This is a genomic window from Paraburkholderia sp. RL17-337-BIB-A (genome assembly GCF_046025895.1).
In the GTDB taxonomy this organism is placed as follows: Bacteria; Pseudomonadota; Gammaproteobacteria; order Burkholderiales; family Burkholderiaceae; genus Paraburkholderia; species Paraburkholderia fungorum_C.
This window is the reverse complement of record NZ_JARESY010000002.1, coordinates 424,130-440,410: the sequence shown is the minus strand read 5'-3', so window position 1 is coordinate 440,410 and position 16,281 is coordinate 424,130. Positions and strand designations below refer to the sequence as shown.

Here is a 16,281-nt window from a genome sequence, read left to right as displayed (position 1 = left end):
AGTTTCAATGTGATCTAGCGTCGTGGATATTCGGCGAGCGGCGTCAACGACGCTGCGTCCACTTCATCCACGACCGGGTTCAGGGTTTCGAGGCTGCGGCCGGTGGTCCGCGGGCCGAACACGAGCGTGATCAACGCGGTCAGGAACCACGCGCCCGCGATGTACATGAATACGGTCACATAGCCGTAGTTCGTGTAGATCGCGGCGATCACAAAGGCATTGGCGACATTCGCGATCCGGCCCGCGCCATACGTGAGCCCCGTTGCGCTGTTGCGCACGCCGGTTGGAAACTGTTCGGGCGTGTACGAATAGAGCAGCGTCGCGAAGGTCTGCGTCAGCATGCCGACCGCGAATCCGAACGTCACGATCAGCACCGGCGTAAAGCTTAGGCCGTACAGCAGGCCGAATACGGCGATCAGTAGCGCAACGAGCGCGATCAGATGCTTGCGTTCGAAACGGTCGGCTGGATAGACCGCGAGCAATGCGCCAAGCGGCGCGCCCACGTTGATCAGCGTGAAATACGTGAGGCTGCGCGCAATCGTGATACCGTGATGCACGAGCAAGGTCGGCACCCATGCTTCAAAGCCGTAGAAGCCGATTGTCTGCAGCAGCCAGATCGCGCAGAGCGTGAGCGTGCGGCGGCGGTAGACGCTGTTGAACATCGTCATCCACGGCTCGCGCGCGTCGGGCGGCCGCACGACGACCTCGGGCGCGCTCAGCACGTTCCCTTCCGCGATGCTCCTTGCCTCCATCGCCGCGAGCGCGGCTTCCGCCTCGTCGAAGCGCCCCGCTCGCGCGCACCAGCGCGGCGACTCAGGAAGCCGCTTCGCAAGCAATGGAAACGCGACGCCAAGCGCGCCCCACACGAAGACCCAGCGCCAGCCGTCTGGTCCGTACGGCACGAGCAACCGCGCGACGAAGTTCGTCAGCGGAATCGCGCACAGGTTGATGACCATGGCCCACGACTGCCAGGTGCCGCGCGAGCGCGCCGGGAACAGTTCGGCGATATAGGTCATCACCGTCACCATGCCCGCGGAAATGCCGAAGCCGGTGACGACCCGCGCCGCGAACAGATAGGGGACGCTCGGCACGACCGCCGTGGCCAGCGAGCCGAGCGACGAGATCAGCACGAACAGCATCAGCGAGCGTTTGCGCCCAAACCGATCGGACAGCAAACCGCCGAGCGTCGCGCCGAAGAACATGCCGATGAAGCTCGCGGACGTGATCAGCGCGATTTCGTTGATGGCGATGTGCCAATGCCGGATCAGCGCGGGCGCCGCCGATGCAAACGTGTTGATATCGCAGCTATCGAAAAAGAGGGGGATCGCGAATAGGAACATCCATTCGCGATGCATCCGCGAGTTCGGCAAACGGTCGACGCGCGCGGCGACGAGTGAGTCGTTCATGCCTGTCTCCTGTCGATCGGAGTTAGCGCTTTAGCGCTTACTCCGATCCCATGCAAAGCTGTCGATCGGAATTAGCGCTTTAGCGCTTACTCCGATCCCATGCAAAGCTGTCGACCGGAGTTAGCGCTTTAGCGCTTACTCTGGTCCCACGCAACATAGTTGCGTTCGTTATGGCGGTCGTAGCCGCCGATTGTCTTGCTCTTTCGCAGGACGTCCCACGACATCCCGACAACTGCGTCAGTGCCGCAAACCTGCTTCAAGTAAAGCGGTCAACGTAGTGATGTCTTCCATGCTGTCGATGCGCCAGAGCATGCCCAGCGCGTCGCGGCTCGCATCCGGCGTCAATGCGTGATTCGCGCAGTCGAGAAACTTGGCTTCGATCCGCGCGTCCGGCAACGGATTAGCCGACGTCCTGCCCGCCGCGCGCGCGACGCGTTTCGCCAAACGCCGCCCGTCGCGCAACTGAACGACGACTTCCGCGCCGAAATGATCCGGCTGCTGGTCCGCCAGAGGATCAGGCTGCGCGACGATCTTCGACATGAGCGCGCGAATCGCCGGATCGGCGTACGCGTCGCCTTCGAAGTCGGACAGCACCACGCGTCCTTGCGCCAGTGCGCGCGCCACGCAGTACTGCACGCTGAATTTCGCGTCGAGCGGACTGGCCGGCTGCGGGCGGTTCGTGTGCTGAAGGCGCCGCGGATGCGTCCACGACACGACCGATTCGACCTCGTCCGGCTTCAGGCCGTATTCGCTGACGAGCATCAGCATCGCGTCGATCGCGGGGTGGGTGCTGCCGCAACACGGATACTGCTTGATCGCAATGCCGGGTTCGACGATGTCGAGCGGATCGGCCCAATGCGCCAGCGCCGCCTCGGCGTCGTAATGGCCCGCGCCGTTGAAGACGTTGAAGAAGCCTTGGCGGTGTTCGAAGGCTGCGTCGCCGGCGCTGAATCCTTCGCGCGCCAGCAGCGTCGCGATCAGGCCGTTGCGCGACGCGTGACCGACATGCAAGGGCTTCGTCATGGTGCCGAAATTGGCCTTGATACCGGAGGCGAACGACGCGGCGATCGACAACGCGGTCGCCGTTCGCTCTGCATCCAGCTCGAGCAGATGCGCCGACGCGGCACACGCGCCGAATACGCCAAGCGTGGCGGTGGGATGCCAGCCCTTGTCGTAGTGATGGAAATTGACCGCATGCGCGATGCGAGCCTGCGTTTCAAATCCCGCCACGTAAGCGGTGACGAGACGCCGGCCGCTCGCGCGCACTTCTTCGGCCAGGGCGAAGAGCGCCGGCAGGATCGGCGCGGACGGATGGCCGCCCAGTGTATTGCTGCAATCGTCGAAGTCGAGCGCATGCGCGGCCGTGCCGTTGACGAGCGCGGCGTCACTGGGCTTCATCCGCTCGCGCGTGCCGACCACGAGTGCCGCCCCGTTCGACGGCGCCGCCACGCTCCGCGCCATCCGCGCGCATGGCTCCGCTGCGCCCGCCAGCGTCACGCCGATCGTATCGATGATGCCGATGCGCGCCCAGCGCAATGCTTCGTCGGGCACGTCGGCGGAAGTGAACGCGGCGATGCGTTCGCCTAGCGACTTTGCGATGCTCATCCGCGGTCTCCTCTTACAAGCGATAGATCGGGCGACGATGCAGGCACCGCATCGAGCCAGTGCAGATCCGCTTCGTCTTCCACCCGGTCCAACCGCTCGAACAACGTGTGCGCCGCGGCACCCAGCCGCTTCGTCATCCACATGAACTTGGTGCGCAACTGGGCCGGTGTGAACGGCGTCGACGGACAGCCCGGGAAGTCCGTCTGCGTCAGCTCGTAGTTCGTGCCGTCATCGAGCGTGATGCGTGTGACGGTGGCAAGGCCGGTGGCATCGGTCGCGGCCAGCGTCACGCGCTGCGCTAGCTCGCGGATCGCCTGGTCTTGCAACAGGCGCGCGCCGAATGTCGACGGATCGTTGGCATCGTGCAGCAGCGCCGCCGCCACGCAAACCGGCACGCTGTATTGCGCGAGCACCTGATTGGCCGGCAGCTTGATATCGTGATTAGCGGCAAGACGCGGCGCGCCCTCGATCCGGATCGCGGCGATACGTCGTGCATCGATATCGTGCGCGGCGCGCAATTGCTGCGCGGCGTAGACCGGCGTGTGTGCCACGATGTGGCACGCGTAGCGCTTCAGGCACAGCGTCAGCGTTTCATAGCGCGTGCCTAAACCCTCGGTCAGACGCGCCACGTCCGAGGCCTCGCAATACGCCTTTAGAAAACCGTAACGCCCTTCAAGCACCGTCGACGGTCCGTCGAAGCCCGCCTGCGCCAGTTGCACGGCAACGATGCCCGACTGCGCCGCGCGCCCCAGGTGCAGACGTTTGACGAGACCACCGTCGCCGGACTTCGCGAATTCGAGCAATCCGCCGCTCAACGAGCCGGCAATGCCCAGCGCGTGACGCAACGTATCGGCATCGACGCCCGCCAGTTTGCCCGCGACAATCGCGGCGCCGAACGGTCCCGTGAGACCCGGCGCATGAAAGCCGCGTGCTTCGGCGGAGTGCTTCGTTGCGCTGCCGATGCGAAACAGCACCTCGATACCGGCGACGAGCGCCGCCAGCAAGTCGCGTCCCGACGCGCCGCAAACCTGTGCGGCGGCAAGTGCAACCGGGACCAGCGACGCGCCCGGGTGAACGCCGGCGCCGGGCTGCCGCAAGCTGTCGAGCTCCGCCGCGTGGACCAGCACGCCGCCCGCGAACGCCGCCGCCTCGGGCGCGACACGCCGGTTCGTGCCAGGAATCGCGCACGGGCCCGCGGACGCATGACTCACATAGCGCAGTGCGGCTTGACCCGCTTCCACTTCATGTCCATACACTGCCGCGCCGATCGCATCGATCAGGCAGTCCTTGGCGAGCCGCACGATGTCGGCGGGCAACTGCTCGAACCGCACGCTGAGCGCGTACTCCGACAACAACTGCGCCGCAGTGGGCCCAGCGGATGAAGCCGGCTGCATGAAAGCGTCTCCATTGACCTTGGTGGTCATATTGGTAATCAACTCGCTGACCACCTCAGTGAGCACCTCAGTGAGCACCTCAGTGATCACCTCAGTGGCCACATTACCGACGCGCTTCTTCGTCGATCACCGACCGATGGCGTGTCTCGGGCATCAGCACGTACGTGAGCAGCGAGACCGCCGCGCACGCGCTGACGTAATAGAAGAACCACGATTCGTGGCCCGCGTGCTTGAAGCGCAACGCGAGATATTCGGTGGTACCGCCCATCACCGACGACACGACCGCAAACGGCAGGCCAACGCCGAGCGCACGAACCTTCGCCGGAAAAAGCTCCGACTTGACGAGCCAGTGAATCGACGAAAAGCCACTGAGAATGCCGAGCGCCGCAAGGTTCAGCGCGAACGCCGTGAGGGCGCTATGTGTCGCACCGAGCGCATGCATCAGCGGCACCGTCAGGAACGTGCCGCCCACACCGAAGATCATCATGACCGGCCGCCGTCCAATCAGATCGGACAACAGGCCGAAGAGCGGCTGGAAACCCATGTAGATCACGAGTGCCACGGTCGCGATCAGCGTCGCCGTGTCGCGGCTGAAGCCCGTGGTGTTGACCATGAACTTCTGCAAATAGATCGTGAACGTGTAGAACGCGACCGTGCCGCCGACGCTGATGCCGATCGTCCAAAGCGTCTGACGCCGATGCTGGACCAGCAGCACCAACAGACTGCCTCGCTCTGTCTGGGTCCGCATGCCGGCATTGGCACCGCCCTCGCGCTCGAACGCGTCGGTCTCCGCAATGCCACGGCGCAGATAGAGCGCAAAGACGGCCAGCGCGCCGCCGATCGCAAACGGAATGCGCCACCCCCACTGTTCGAGTTGCGTGGGCGTCAGTACGAGCCGTTGCAGGATGAGCATCAGCGCGAGCGCCACCAGTTGCCCCATCACCACCGTCACCTGGACGAAGCCGACAAAGAAACCGCGCCGGCCCGTCGGCGCCATTTCACTCAGATAGGTCGCGCTCGTGCCCGCTTCGCCGCCCATGCTGAAACCTTGCAAGAGGCGCGCGCAGACCAGCACGGCGGGTGCGGCCACGCCGATCGACGCATACGTCGGCGTCAAGGCGATGATCAGCGAGCCGACGCTCATCATCGCAACCGAGACGCTCAACGCCACGCGCCGCCCTTGCCGGTCGGCGAGCACGCCAATGGCCCAGCTGCCGAGCGGCCGCACGACATAACCGATCGCCGCGACGGCCGCCGCGTTCAGCAGTTGCGCGGTCTGATTGCCGCCCGGGAAAAAAGCCTTGCTGAAATAGATCGAGAAGATCGAATACGCCAGAAAGTCATACCACTCGATCACGTTCCCAGCGCTGCCGCCAATAATCGACCGCAACCGTGCGCGCCGCGCGGCGGGCGTGGCGGGCAGCGTAAGCGTGTGCGCGGTGGCGGCCACGATGGCTCCTCAGGCAACGGTCGCGAGAAGGCGCGCAAGCTCGCTTGCGTCCGGTTGATCTTCAACATGCATCACCCAGTCGACGATGCGCGCGATTTGCCGTGCGTCGATCCGATGTGCGGCGAGCTTTCTCATCTTGCCGACGATATCCCCTTCGCTTGCGAATGCGTGTTCGCTGCCGCGCTGTGCCTCGACCGTTTCTTCGAGCCGCGTGCCGTCGCGCAATAGCACCTCGACGCGCACCATATGCCGCAGCATCGAACCGCGCGCGGTGATCGCGGGATCCTCGACCACCTGCACGCGATCCGCCAGCGCCATGCGCTCAGGGTCCGCGACCTTGTCCTCGCTGAACTGGTCGACGAATACGTCGCCTTCGAGCAGCAGTGTTGCCACACAATACGGCAGGTTGAGCTGCGCCGAGGTCAGCCCCTGCGGCACATATTTCCAGCCCACATGGTCGACCGTTACGCGCGAACCATGCACGACGATCCGCTCGATATCGTCCGGGCCGAACGGATGACGCGCCTGCATCGTGCGGATTGCGTCGAGCGTGGTGTGATTGCTGCCCACGCACGAGTAGAACTTCAGCGCGATGCGCATGGTCTCGAAGCGCTCGCCGAGGCCATCCACGAGTTGCGTCAGATCGAAGCGGTCCAGCGAGCGCGAGAACGTGCTGCAAAATCCGCCATACGGATTCTCGAATACGTCGACGATCCCGGTGAAACCGTTTTGCGCGAGCAACGCGCCGTACAAGCCGCTTTGCGCGGCGCGGCCCGCATGCATGCGTTTGACCATCGCGCCGAACTGCGCGGCCATCAGCCCCGCCGACTGCGTGCCGCCAATGCCGAGCGCGTGCACCGTCTGCTCCGCATCGAGCCGAAGCGCGGCTGCCGCACCCGCCGCGGCCGAGAATACGCCGACCGTTGCCCCTGAATGCCAGCCTTGCGCGATGTGCTCCGGTCCCATGCACATGCCCACGCGCGGACCGACCTCGTAGCCCGCCACGCAGGCGCGCAGGAAGTCGCGGCCTGTCATCGGCGCATTGGCGGACAGCAACTCGGCAACCGCGAGCACGGCCGGCAAGGTCACCGCGCCAACATGCAGCACGCCGACGCGATGTACGTCGTCGAGTTCGAAACTCTGGATCAAGGTGCCATTGACGAGCGCCGCGTGTGGCGCGGACAAACGCATCGGCATGCCCCACACGTGGCAACCCGGCGTGGTATCGACGCGCTGCAAGGTATCCGCAAGAATGCGGCTCCACGGCAACCCGGCTCCAAAGATCGCGCAGCCGAGCGAATCGAGGATCAGCAGTTTGATGCGCGCGCGCACTTCGTCCGGTATCGCCTCATACCGCAAGCCCGCGACGAATGCGGCCACGCCGCCGGTATAAGGGTTTGTGCCTACGTCGTTGTGCTGGTTCATCGGTGTGGGTGCCGTCTCGGGTGTAATCGTGCGGATCACGTTGCACGGAAATGTCGTGCCTTCAGTATCCGCACACCGGACGCGTTTGTGAATTGCACGCGACGTGATTATTATTGCGTCACATGCAAGAGTCAGCGGAGTGCCGATGAACCGTTTTCCGGGAGTCGATCTGGACGCATTGCGAGCGTTTGTCGCGGTCGCGTCGCACGCATCGTTCAACGACGCAGCGCTTGAACTGAACCTCTCCGCTTCCGCTTTGACGCGGCGTATCAAACGGCTCGAGGAAGCGCTCGATACCTTGTTGTTCGAACGCACCACGCGCAACGTCGCACTCACCAGTTCCGGCGAATTGCTGTTGCCGCGCGCACAAGGCGTGCTGCGTGAGCTCGATGCAACGCTCGAACTGGTGAGCGAAGCGACGCGTATTCGCACTGGTCAGTTGACCATCGCGTGTATTCCGACGGTCGCCAAATTCATGCTGCCGAAAATCGTCAGCAGTTACCACAGGCGGCGTCCTGAAGTACGGCTCAGACTCATCGAGGCCAACCTCGCAACGGTCGTGCAACGTGTCGCGATCGGCGACGCGGAGTTCGGCATTGCGTTTCTCGTGAACGAATCGCCTGAGCTTGCAATCGACGAACTGCTGGTTGATCCGTACGTGCTGGCATGTCCCGCCGATCATCCGCTCGCCGCGAGCGAACATGTGACGTGGCCGGAGTTGCGGCCATGGCCGTTGATCGTCTCGGGCACGTCGAGCGGCAACCGGCGCATGCTCGACGCCGCGCTCAGGGATATCGACTGGCGTCCCGACCGGCTGATCGAGATCGAACATCTGACCACTTCGCTAGGGCTCGTTGAAGCGGGTCTCGGGATCTCCATCATTCCGCGCTGCGCGGCGCCGCGCGATGCACATGCGCGCATCGCAATCCGGCCGCTGGTGGATCCGACGGTGGCGCGAACCATCGGTTTGATTCGCCGGCGCGATGCCGCGCTCTCGCCGATCGCGCGCGACTTTCGGCTCGCGCTGCGCAGGATGGCGCCATTCGATTCGTCGATCCTGCATGAGCCGGCTTGAGCGTAGCGGAGGCGTTGCGCCGCACCTCATTGCGCGTGACCTGTATCGGAGATATTCTCGACCGTGCTTGCAGCGCTTTAGGGAAAAGCCGGATTCATATCAGGAAGGGAAATCTCATGAGCAAGGCGCGGCCGCGATTGGAACATATGCTGATTTTGCTGCCCGGCATCACGGGCAGCGTGCTGGAAAAAAACGGCAAGCTGATATGGGGTCCCGCGCCGCACGCGTTAGTGAGCCTTGCTAGCTCAATGGGCGCTTCGCTAAATGGCCTGCAGCTCCAGGCCGACGACGTCGAAGATGACGGCGTCCGCGCCACTCGGATCATGCCTTACACGTTAATCCCGGGAATTTCATATTTCGACGGTTACTCGGGCTTACACGACGAACTCCATCACCGGTTTGCGCTGACTGAAGGCGATGCCCTCAACCCTGACGGCGAACCCGCGAATTTTTTTGAGTTCCCTTACGACTGGCGACGTTGCAATCGCATCTCGGCAAATCGCCTAAAGGAGCTTGTTGATCGTGAACTGCCGAAATGGCGCAAACATTCGGGTTCCCCCGACGCAGGCGTCATCTTGCTCTGCCACAGCATGGGAGGGCTTGTGGGGCGGTATTACGTCGAGGTGTTGAGAGGGTTCGAGTGCGTGCGTGCGCTTGTCACTTTCGGTACACCCCATCGTGGCACTATTGACGCGGCAGCTTCCCTCGCAAACGGCTTTACGCTGGCCGGCAAGAAGTTCGCGGCGTTAAATGACGCACTGAAGAGCTTTACATCTGCGTACCAGTTGCTACCGCGGTATCCGTCAATTCTGGATCCCGAAGGAAACTGGAAAAGGCCGTGTGAAATCGCTACCCGCGAGTGGGCTATCGATCAAACCAAGGCCATCGATGCCTTCGCTTTCCACGAGGAGATAGAGCATGCCTCTGCACGCAATCGACAGAGTCAGAGCTATACCACCGAGCTGATTCCGGTTTACGGTTGGGGGCAACGCACTTATCAATCCGGTCAACTACACGGTGATGGGGTTCTGGATTTGCAGATGAGCTTACCACCCGGAATCGACCGATTTGCCTTTCCTGACGGCGATGGCAGAGTTCCCCGAGTATCCGCGATTCCGATCCCTCTGGATTCTAAACCGCCGCGCTGGTGGCCGGTCAATCAACGACACTCAACCTTGCAGAATAATCGAACGCTAATAGCAAACCTTGCGCAGATGCTTCTCGCACTGCAAGGAGATCTGCGAGTGCCCGCACGCGGCGGAACGCACCTCGCGACCGAGCGTGGCATCGCGTTGGATCTTGCTCCGGCTTTTTCCGCCGGCACGCCGGTCGACTTCGAGGCACGCTCTGAGGAGCACGACCTGGGCAATCTGAGTGCCCGCATCGAGCCTGTCGCTGGGGGGCCTGCCATAGAGCATCAACTGCAACACGACGGGGACCGCTGGCACGGTAGCGTTACCGGACTTGCCGTGGGCGACTACCGGCTGACGATTATCCCTGAGCATGCACATACGAGCCCCGGCGACTATATAGCTGACCTTTTTTGCGTCGTCTAACGTGTCCGATGAACTCAACCATTGATTCATGGCGCCCGTGGCGAAAACGCAGCCCCGAGTTATTGGCGAGGTATGTAGTGCGCGAGGCCGCCGCCAAGGCGGTTGAAGATGCCTGGCAGACACGGGGTAATAAGGGATCCTTTTTTTCGACCGATCCCGGCACACCAACCTTTCACGATCTTTTGCTGCAACACAGGCACCTGGAAATTGCACTCATACTCTATGAGCGACTGACAACGCTTGGCATCGAGTACGCGCATGAACCTAGCTATATCGAAGGGGACCCTTCCGACGCCGAACAACTGATTCGAGAACCTGGCAAACTACTCGCAAATGGTGGCGGCAATGGTACATGCATTGATCTGGCGCTCCTGTTTTCCGGACTTGCGGTTGAGATTGGTTTGCTCCCGCTCGTGGTGCTCATGCGTTCCCATGGACCACATCAAGACCAGACGCATGCTTTCGTCGTCATCGAGCAAGAGCGAATCGCGGAGAACGAAAATCGGCTCGGATGGCGCCAGGCTGACTGGCAGCGAGGGTGGCGCTCAGACCCGGATGGCGGTCAACTTCTGCTAGAAAGAATCCGCGCTGCCCACGGCAGAATATGCGCCATCGAGTGCACCGGATTTGCGCGCTGCACGACTGGCCGCGAGCACGAGATCTTGCCCTTTGCGGATGCTACGCAGGAAGCGGAGCGCTACCTGGAGACGATGACGCACGAAACAACTGTCAACGTAGTCACGCTTCAAAAGCTCAAAGGATTCACGCCTTACTCTCCAAACGAGCGCATGGTCGCGCGGCTACCGCGGAGGCGAGCAAAGGCCTCGACGTATGTGGGCCGCCATTGGATATTCAAGTCCCTAAGTACGTTTGCCGAAACGCATGCTTGCGGGTATTTTTGCGTGGTGGGCGACGCGGGGCTCGGCAAATCCGCGCTCGCAATTGAAGCGGGGCGCCGCTTCAATTGCCCGCTGTTTCAGTTCTCGATCAGTGAAGGCAGAACAACCCTCGATGATTGCTTTCTCGATTTATGGCAAGACCTGACCGAACGAACGCTTTTTTCGGGCGATGCGCCTGCAAAGTTAGGCTGGGCGCCAATACTAAGTTTGATGGTGCGCCTGCGCGACATCAAGAAGGTACCTGTATGGTTGGTCGTGGATGCCGCGGACGAAGCGATGTCCGCATTTGGTGCGAATCCCTTGCATTTGCCTAAGGATCTGCCGGACGGCATATTCGTTCTGGTAACGTCTCGTACGAGAGTTCTCATCGAAGCACTTGGAGAAACGGCACTTGAAACTTTGTTGATTCAGGCAGAGGACAGCCGTCAGTTGCGAGACCTTAAGGATTTCCTCGATCGGCAGATGTCGGGCCCCGCATTAAAACAACAACTGACCATGATGGGGATTGGAGTCGAGGACGCAGTGCGCAAGTTCGCCTCTGCAAGCGGCGGCAATTTCATGTATTTGCATTACTTGCTGGCCGATCTGCGGGAAGGCCGTGCTCCGAGTCCGGACAAGCTGCCAACTGGACTGCAAGGGTATTACGAGCGAATCTGGGAAGGCATCGTAACGACTCGTGTAAGCGAGGGTTGGGACACGTGGCAGGAATTGTATTCTCCAGTGATTGCGTTCCTGGGGGCGGCCCTGGAGCCTGTCACCGTCGACTGGCTCGCGTTACATGTGGGGCGGTCAACCGATGAAGTCTTCTTTCGCGCCCTTGAACGGTGGCGCCGCTTCTTGTCCCACGACGAAGCGACGAATCGCTGGCGGATCGTCCACCGGTCATTTGCCGATTTCCTTGGCAAGCGGCACGAATCCGAAGTCCGAAAAGCCCATAAGCGAATCGCGTACGCCGCGCTTCAAAGCTGGGGCGGCCTCGAAAATGGACTCCATGAATTGCCTCGTCAGCTAAAAGCGAGCCCTGTTCAAGCATACTACTGGCGGCATACGGTTTCGCATCTCTGTCTGGCGCAGGAAACTGGCATAGCTCGAACCCTGGTCGCTCACCCTACGTGGATTGCTGGTTGCGACGCTATAGACCCGAGCGGTTCGGCGCGCCATTCAGAGTGGGCCGTGATCCAGGCTTCGATAACCGCTGCAAACGCTGAATCCATTCGCCGCGGCACGAAACCCGACCTGTCCGCCGAAGTTGCATGTGCGCTCCAGATGACAGGCATTGAAGGCATCTCCGATGCCGTGACCAGTGAGATGCTCGAAGCGCTGGTGCAAAGCGGCTATTGGAAAATTGACACTGCGCTAGCAGTCATTCGCCTGAACCTTTCGATTCGGCCTGACCTGGCATTCGCATTCGTCACTTTCGCTTCCCGGCTCTCGGATGAAGGACTGATAGAGGAAGCCCTCAATCTTCTGGACAGGCACAAAATCGCGTCCGGGCCGCCTCGTACCGCCTTGCTGGTTCGCCTTATGACATTCAATCCGGGGGCAGCTATACAACGGGCATTGGCACTCCCTGATGAGGACAAGGCCGACGCAATAATCGACATTGTTAAATTTGCTCCGCTATCCTCGTGGAATCGCATCTTCGACCATACGGTACAACTGGTGACGAGGCAAACCCCTTTCTCCTCACCTGAAAAGATATATAAGGTACTGATTGCTGTAGTGAGCCGTGCTCCAGGTGAACGCTTGAAAGATGTCTACGATGTACTCGTCGACCTCAGGAAGGTCGTTCCACATTGGTCTATTTTGCCGCTCGCAACGCTCGTCGTTCGGGCTTTAGAGCTGGAAATGGCCGCTGACGCGCGATTCTATCTTGGCAGTTTGCTTGCCATCAAAGGTGAGAGTTCAGTGCCAGTAGCTTTGGCTGACGTGGTCGAAAGACTTAAGGAACTCGAATTGGCGCATGACATACAGCGCGAAATAACAGAAATAATAATCCAGCGCTGGAAAAAATTCTCTGCAAGAAAGACGCACTCCTTCGAAGCCAAGATCCAGCAGTTGTGCCGGTTTATGAAAATATTTTCCGACGACGAACGTGCGTTGCTTCTGGATCCGTTACTCGACGAAGATTTTTCCAACGATTATTATTTCACTATTCATATTCTGATCCCTCTTTTACCCCTTGCATCATTAGATAAGGTTGTTCAGAAGATCCATCATTTAGCCGATTTCGAAGGTCGCTATCTCGAACGTGTAATCGCTCGATATGGAGAATTGGGCGAATTGGACCGGGCGTTGTCCATGGCCAAAGAAGCCCGTGATTCACTTGACCGCGGCAACGCTATCGTCGGACTTCTGCCTGCCATGGCGAGACGCGGCCGGATTGACGAGGCTATTGAGATTGCGGTTCGCATTGCGCACGGTAAAGAGGGCAGACAACATCAGGCGGCAGCCGCAATAGCGGCCATCTCGCCATATGTCGATGCCTCAGGCGTAGAGCGCCTGTTGTTGGCCATGGAAGATTTGCCGAACGAGGACGACCGGCGGCGCGCGCGCCTGGCAATCGCGCCAACTGTTGCGCGACTGGGCCAGCAAGAACGAGCGTTGGCCCTTGCTGGCCACGTGAATGAAGCATCCGCGCGTGCTTACGTGAAAGTACAACTTGCGCTTGCTCGTGCCCAGCTGGCGCAAGAGGTGAGCGGAGCACTTGACGACTTGCTGGAAATGCAGCCGGGTTATCGGCAACTAACCGGTTTGGCCATGCTCGCGCCACAGTTAGGCAATGAGGGCGCACAGCGGGCGCTCGCCTACCTGATAGCGGTGAACGACACCTCGCTAGACCTTGAAGATGGTATCGCAAAGAGGGCCGCGATTCGTGCGATGCTCGTCAGAAGTGCGGTTGATGGCGCATTCAAGGATGCGTGGGCCCAGGCTCTCGATCTATGGCAAATCGACAGATCCCTCTACGCCGGCGCCTTGATTGAAGTTGCTCACACGCTAGCAGAGGAAAATCGGCACGCGCTTTTGTGGCAATGGGCGGAGCCTGTCTTGCATCAGCAATCGCCTCCGGACGCCTCGCAAATGGAAGTCTTGATTGCGATCATTCCGATGTTCGATAGAAATGATCTTGATAGCACCTATTCTCTCCTTTCTAAAGCGGGCTGGAGCAGACAACACCGGTTCGATGACGTGCGGATAGCAATCGCGCGTGGATATGCCGCGCTTGGTGACTGCAATGCGGCACTGAATCTCGCTCAGAGCACGGTGAGCTCTCTTGCTGAAAGAAAACTCGGCATGTTCACGTGCAATGGCGCGAGCGTCTACCATATTGGCGCGCTCGCTCCGGTACTAGACACTTCAACGGTGGAAGAACTGCTCAACATGTCATGGGGAGAGGCGGGCAATCGCTATCTTACAGATGGATGGCTAATGCTATTGAAGCGGCTCGCCCAGATCTCGGATTCCAAGGCCGCTCTGCAGCGTCTCTTCGACGAACCGCGTGCGATGGTGCTTGGCAGCGAAGCGGTTCGAATCCTCGCGGATATCGTTGATCTGGATTCCTTGCAACGGCTCGAATCATTCGAGCTAAAGATCCTTGATTCGAAGTCGCCGGACTCGTTGGAGTCATCTAGTGAGGATTCAGAGGCATTGACCGCTTTAGCGGTTGCATACTGTCGGCACGGCGATCGTGCCGGTGCCTCCCGGATCGAACAGATCATGCTCCAGCACGATATGTTCTCGTTATTGTTTGTCGAAAGACTGGCGCCGTGGATGGACGCTTCTCAACTCAAATCGGCCATCTCGAGGTATCCTTTTTTCGTGGAGCGAATTCTGCCGCACCTCGCTATAAAGGGCCGACTGCACGCCGAAACGGCAATTGAACTTTTACGTACTGTCTCGTCAGAAGATAGATTCAACGCCTTACGCAACATCGTGCTGTCGGTACCGGCAACGCTTCCCCAAGAGGACTTGCACGTGCTATGGGCACAGGCGCTGGCTAATGCCATACGTGGAAATCGAGCCGAGCTGCTCTTCGAACTAGGCATGCTGCTACTTTGGGCCTATCGACTGGAAGGTTCAGCTGTACTTTCCGGCGTATTGCGAGAAGTCAATCTATATTCCGTGGGCCCGTAGGCAGCTCGTGCAGCCATTCCTTGAGCTTATTGAGTCATTCCATCGTCTTTGTGCCCGTGTACTTCGATTCACACTGTGGACGGCTGCTCCGTGTCGTACAACCGGTCCGGGATGAACAACGCCGTCACACCGCTCAGGAAGAAAACCGCGCCGACCACAAGAAAGCCGAGGCCGATGGAGAACTGTGTGGCGAGATAACCGATCACAATAGGCGCCGCGCCCGAGCAGAAACGGCCCAGGTTATAGGAACCGCCAACCGCAGTACCGCGGATGGAAGTGGCAAAGCTTTCGGACATGAACGTGCCTATCGTGCCCAGTGGTATGCCATAAAGAAAGCCGAAGAAAAGCATGAGAAGGGCAATATTCTCGCGCGTATGCCATAAGACGATCACCGGCAAAAAGAGCGCCGCACCCGCGCAGCCGAGAACATACACGCCGCGCCGGCTCCAGCGGTCGCCCAGCCAGCCGGCGAAGATCTTGCCGATGAAAGCGACCACGTACGTGCCGATCATGTAGCCGGTCAGCGAGCTGAACTTGATATGCAGTTCCTTTTCGAGGTACGTCGGCAGCCAGTTGTTCAAACCATAGAAGCCGGAAAGAATGAAAATCGAGGCCACGGTCCACAGAATAAACAGCAGTCGCGTCTGCCGATTGCCGAAAATCACCGCGTAGCGGCTGTTGCGCAAGCGAGGCTGGCTCTTGCGATCGGCTGCGCGGCTCGCTCGCCAGCTTGCCGGTTCAGGCACGGCAAACTTGATCGCCAGCGCAAACACCACGGGCAGCGCCGACACGTAGTACAGCGTACGCCAGCCGTAGTGCGGCAAAATCCAGCTGCTTAGCGCGATAACGACGATGTATCCAGCCGAAATGCCGGTTTGCAATGCGCCAAGAATCAGTGAGCGTCGTTCCGTGGGCACGTATTCGGCAACGAGCGTGGTGACCAGCACCATGCAGCCGATACCCAACGAACTGATGAAACGGACAATCGCGAATTCCAGAAAGCCGTGAGTGAGCCCAAGCAGCCCCGCGCCAAGCGAGAACAGCGCCAACGCCCAGACCACCACCCTCACCCGGCCCACGCGATCACTCAGCCAGCCGCCGAGAATCCCGCCGACGGCCATGCCTAACAACGTCAAACTGCCCAACGCTCCGGCCTGGATATTGCTCAACCCGAAGTCGTCCTTGATTCGAGTGAGCGTCAGGCCGTACATCATGACATCGGCGCCATCGGCCATTAGCGCAAGATAGGCAAGGATAAAGACAAGCAGCCAACGGCCTTGCGATCCGGAGGTTGGGGTCGCAGGCGACGCTGTCGCAACACGTTGGGTAGTGGTCAT

General features: G+C 60.4%; 9 protein-coding genes. 3 read left to right on the top strand and 6 right to left on the bottom strand.

Annotated features, from left to right (window positions below; all coding sequences use genetic code 11):
• Positions 1 to 14 precede the first annotated feature (14 nt).
• From P0D84_RS22955 to P0D84_RS22935, 5 genes are all read right to left on the bottom strand, one after another.
• On the bottom strand, positions 15 to 1,406 hold the full coding sequence (locus P0D84_RS22955; RefSeq protein ID WP_408340675.1) for an MFS transporter: 1,392 nt from the start codon (positions 1,404 to 1,406) through the stop codon (positions 15 to 17).
• 237 nt (positions 1,407 to 1,643) lie between these two features.
• Positions 1,644 to 3,011, bottom strand: a complete 1,368-nt coding sequence (locus tag P0D84_RS22950; protein ID WP_408340673.1) for an MmgE/PrpD family protein — start codon at positions 3,009 to 3,011, stop codon at positions 1,644 to 1,646.
• Positions 3,008 to 4,495 (bottom strand): MmgE/PrpD family protein, encoded by a 1,488-nt coding sequence (locus tag P0D84_RS22945; protein WP_408340671.1) that lies wholly within the window; start codon positions 4,493 to 4,495, stop codon positions 3,008 to 3,010. The genes P0D84_RS22950 and P0D84_RS22945 overlap by 4 nt, the downstream gene beginning before the upstream one ends.
• 13 nt (positions 4,496 to 4,508) lie before the next feature.
• Entirely contained in the window at positions 4,509 to 5,855 is a 1,347-nt protein-coding gene (locus tag P0D84_RS22940; protein WP_408340669.1) for an MFS transporter, read from the bottom strand.
• 9 nt (positions 5,856 to 5,864) lie between these two features.
• Positions 5,865 to 7,280, bottom strand: a complete 1,416-nt coding sequence (locus P0D84_RS22935; protein WP_408340667.1) for an MmgE/PrpD family protein — start codon at positions 7,278 to 7,280, stop codon at positions 5,865 to 5,867.
• 145 nt (positions 7,281 to 7,425) lie between these two features.
• Here P0D84_RS22935 and P0D84_RS22930 point away from each other — a divergent pair, with 145 nt between their 5' ends.
• The 3 genes from P0D84_RS22930 to P0D84_RS22920 are packed head-to-tail and all read left to right on the top strand — an operon-like array spanning position 7,426 to position 14,944.
• Positions 7,426 to 8,355, top strand: coding sequence for a LysR family transcriptional regulator (locus P0D84_RS22930; RefSeq protein ID WP_408340665.1), 930 nt, complete (start codon positions 7,426 to 7,428; stop codon positions 8,353 to 8,355).
• On the top strand, positions 8,352 to 9,911 hold the full coding sequence (locus tag P0D84_RS22925; protein WP_408340663.1) for an esterase/lipase family protein: 1,560 nt from the start codon (positions 8,352 to 8,354) through the stop codon (positions 9,909 to 9,911). Before P0D84_RS22930 ends, P0D84_RS22925 begins: the two co-directional genes overlap by 4 nt.
• Positions 9,912 to 9,919: 8 nt before the next feature.
• Positions 9,920 to 14,944 (top strand): P-loop NTPase family protein, encoded by a 5,025-nt coding sequence (locus P0D84_RS22920; RefSeq protein ID WP_408340661.1) that lies wholly within the window; start codon positions 9,920 to 9,922, stop codon positions 14,942 to 14,944.
• A 68-nt stretch (positions 14,945 to 15,012) separates the two neighbouring features.
• Here the strand turns inward: P0D84_RS22920 and P0D84_RS22915 are convergent, their stop codons facing one another.
• Positions 15,013 to 16,281: an MFS transporter gene (locus P0D84_RS22915; RefSeq protein WP_408340659.1), complete on the bottom strand. Its 1,269-nt coding sequence runs from the start codon at positions 16,279 to 16,281 to the stop codon at positions 15,013 to 15,015.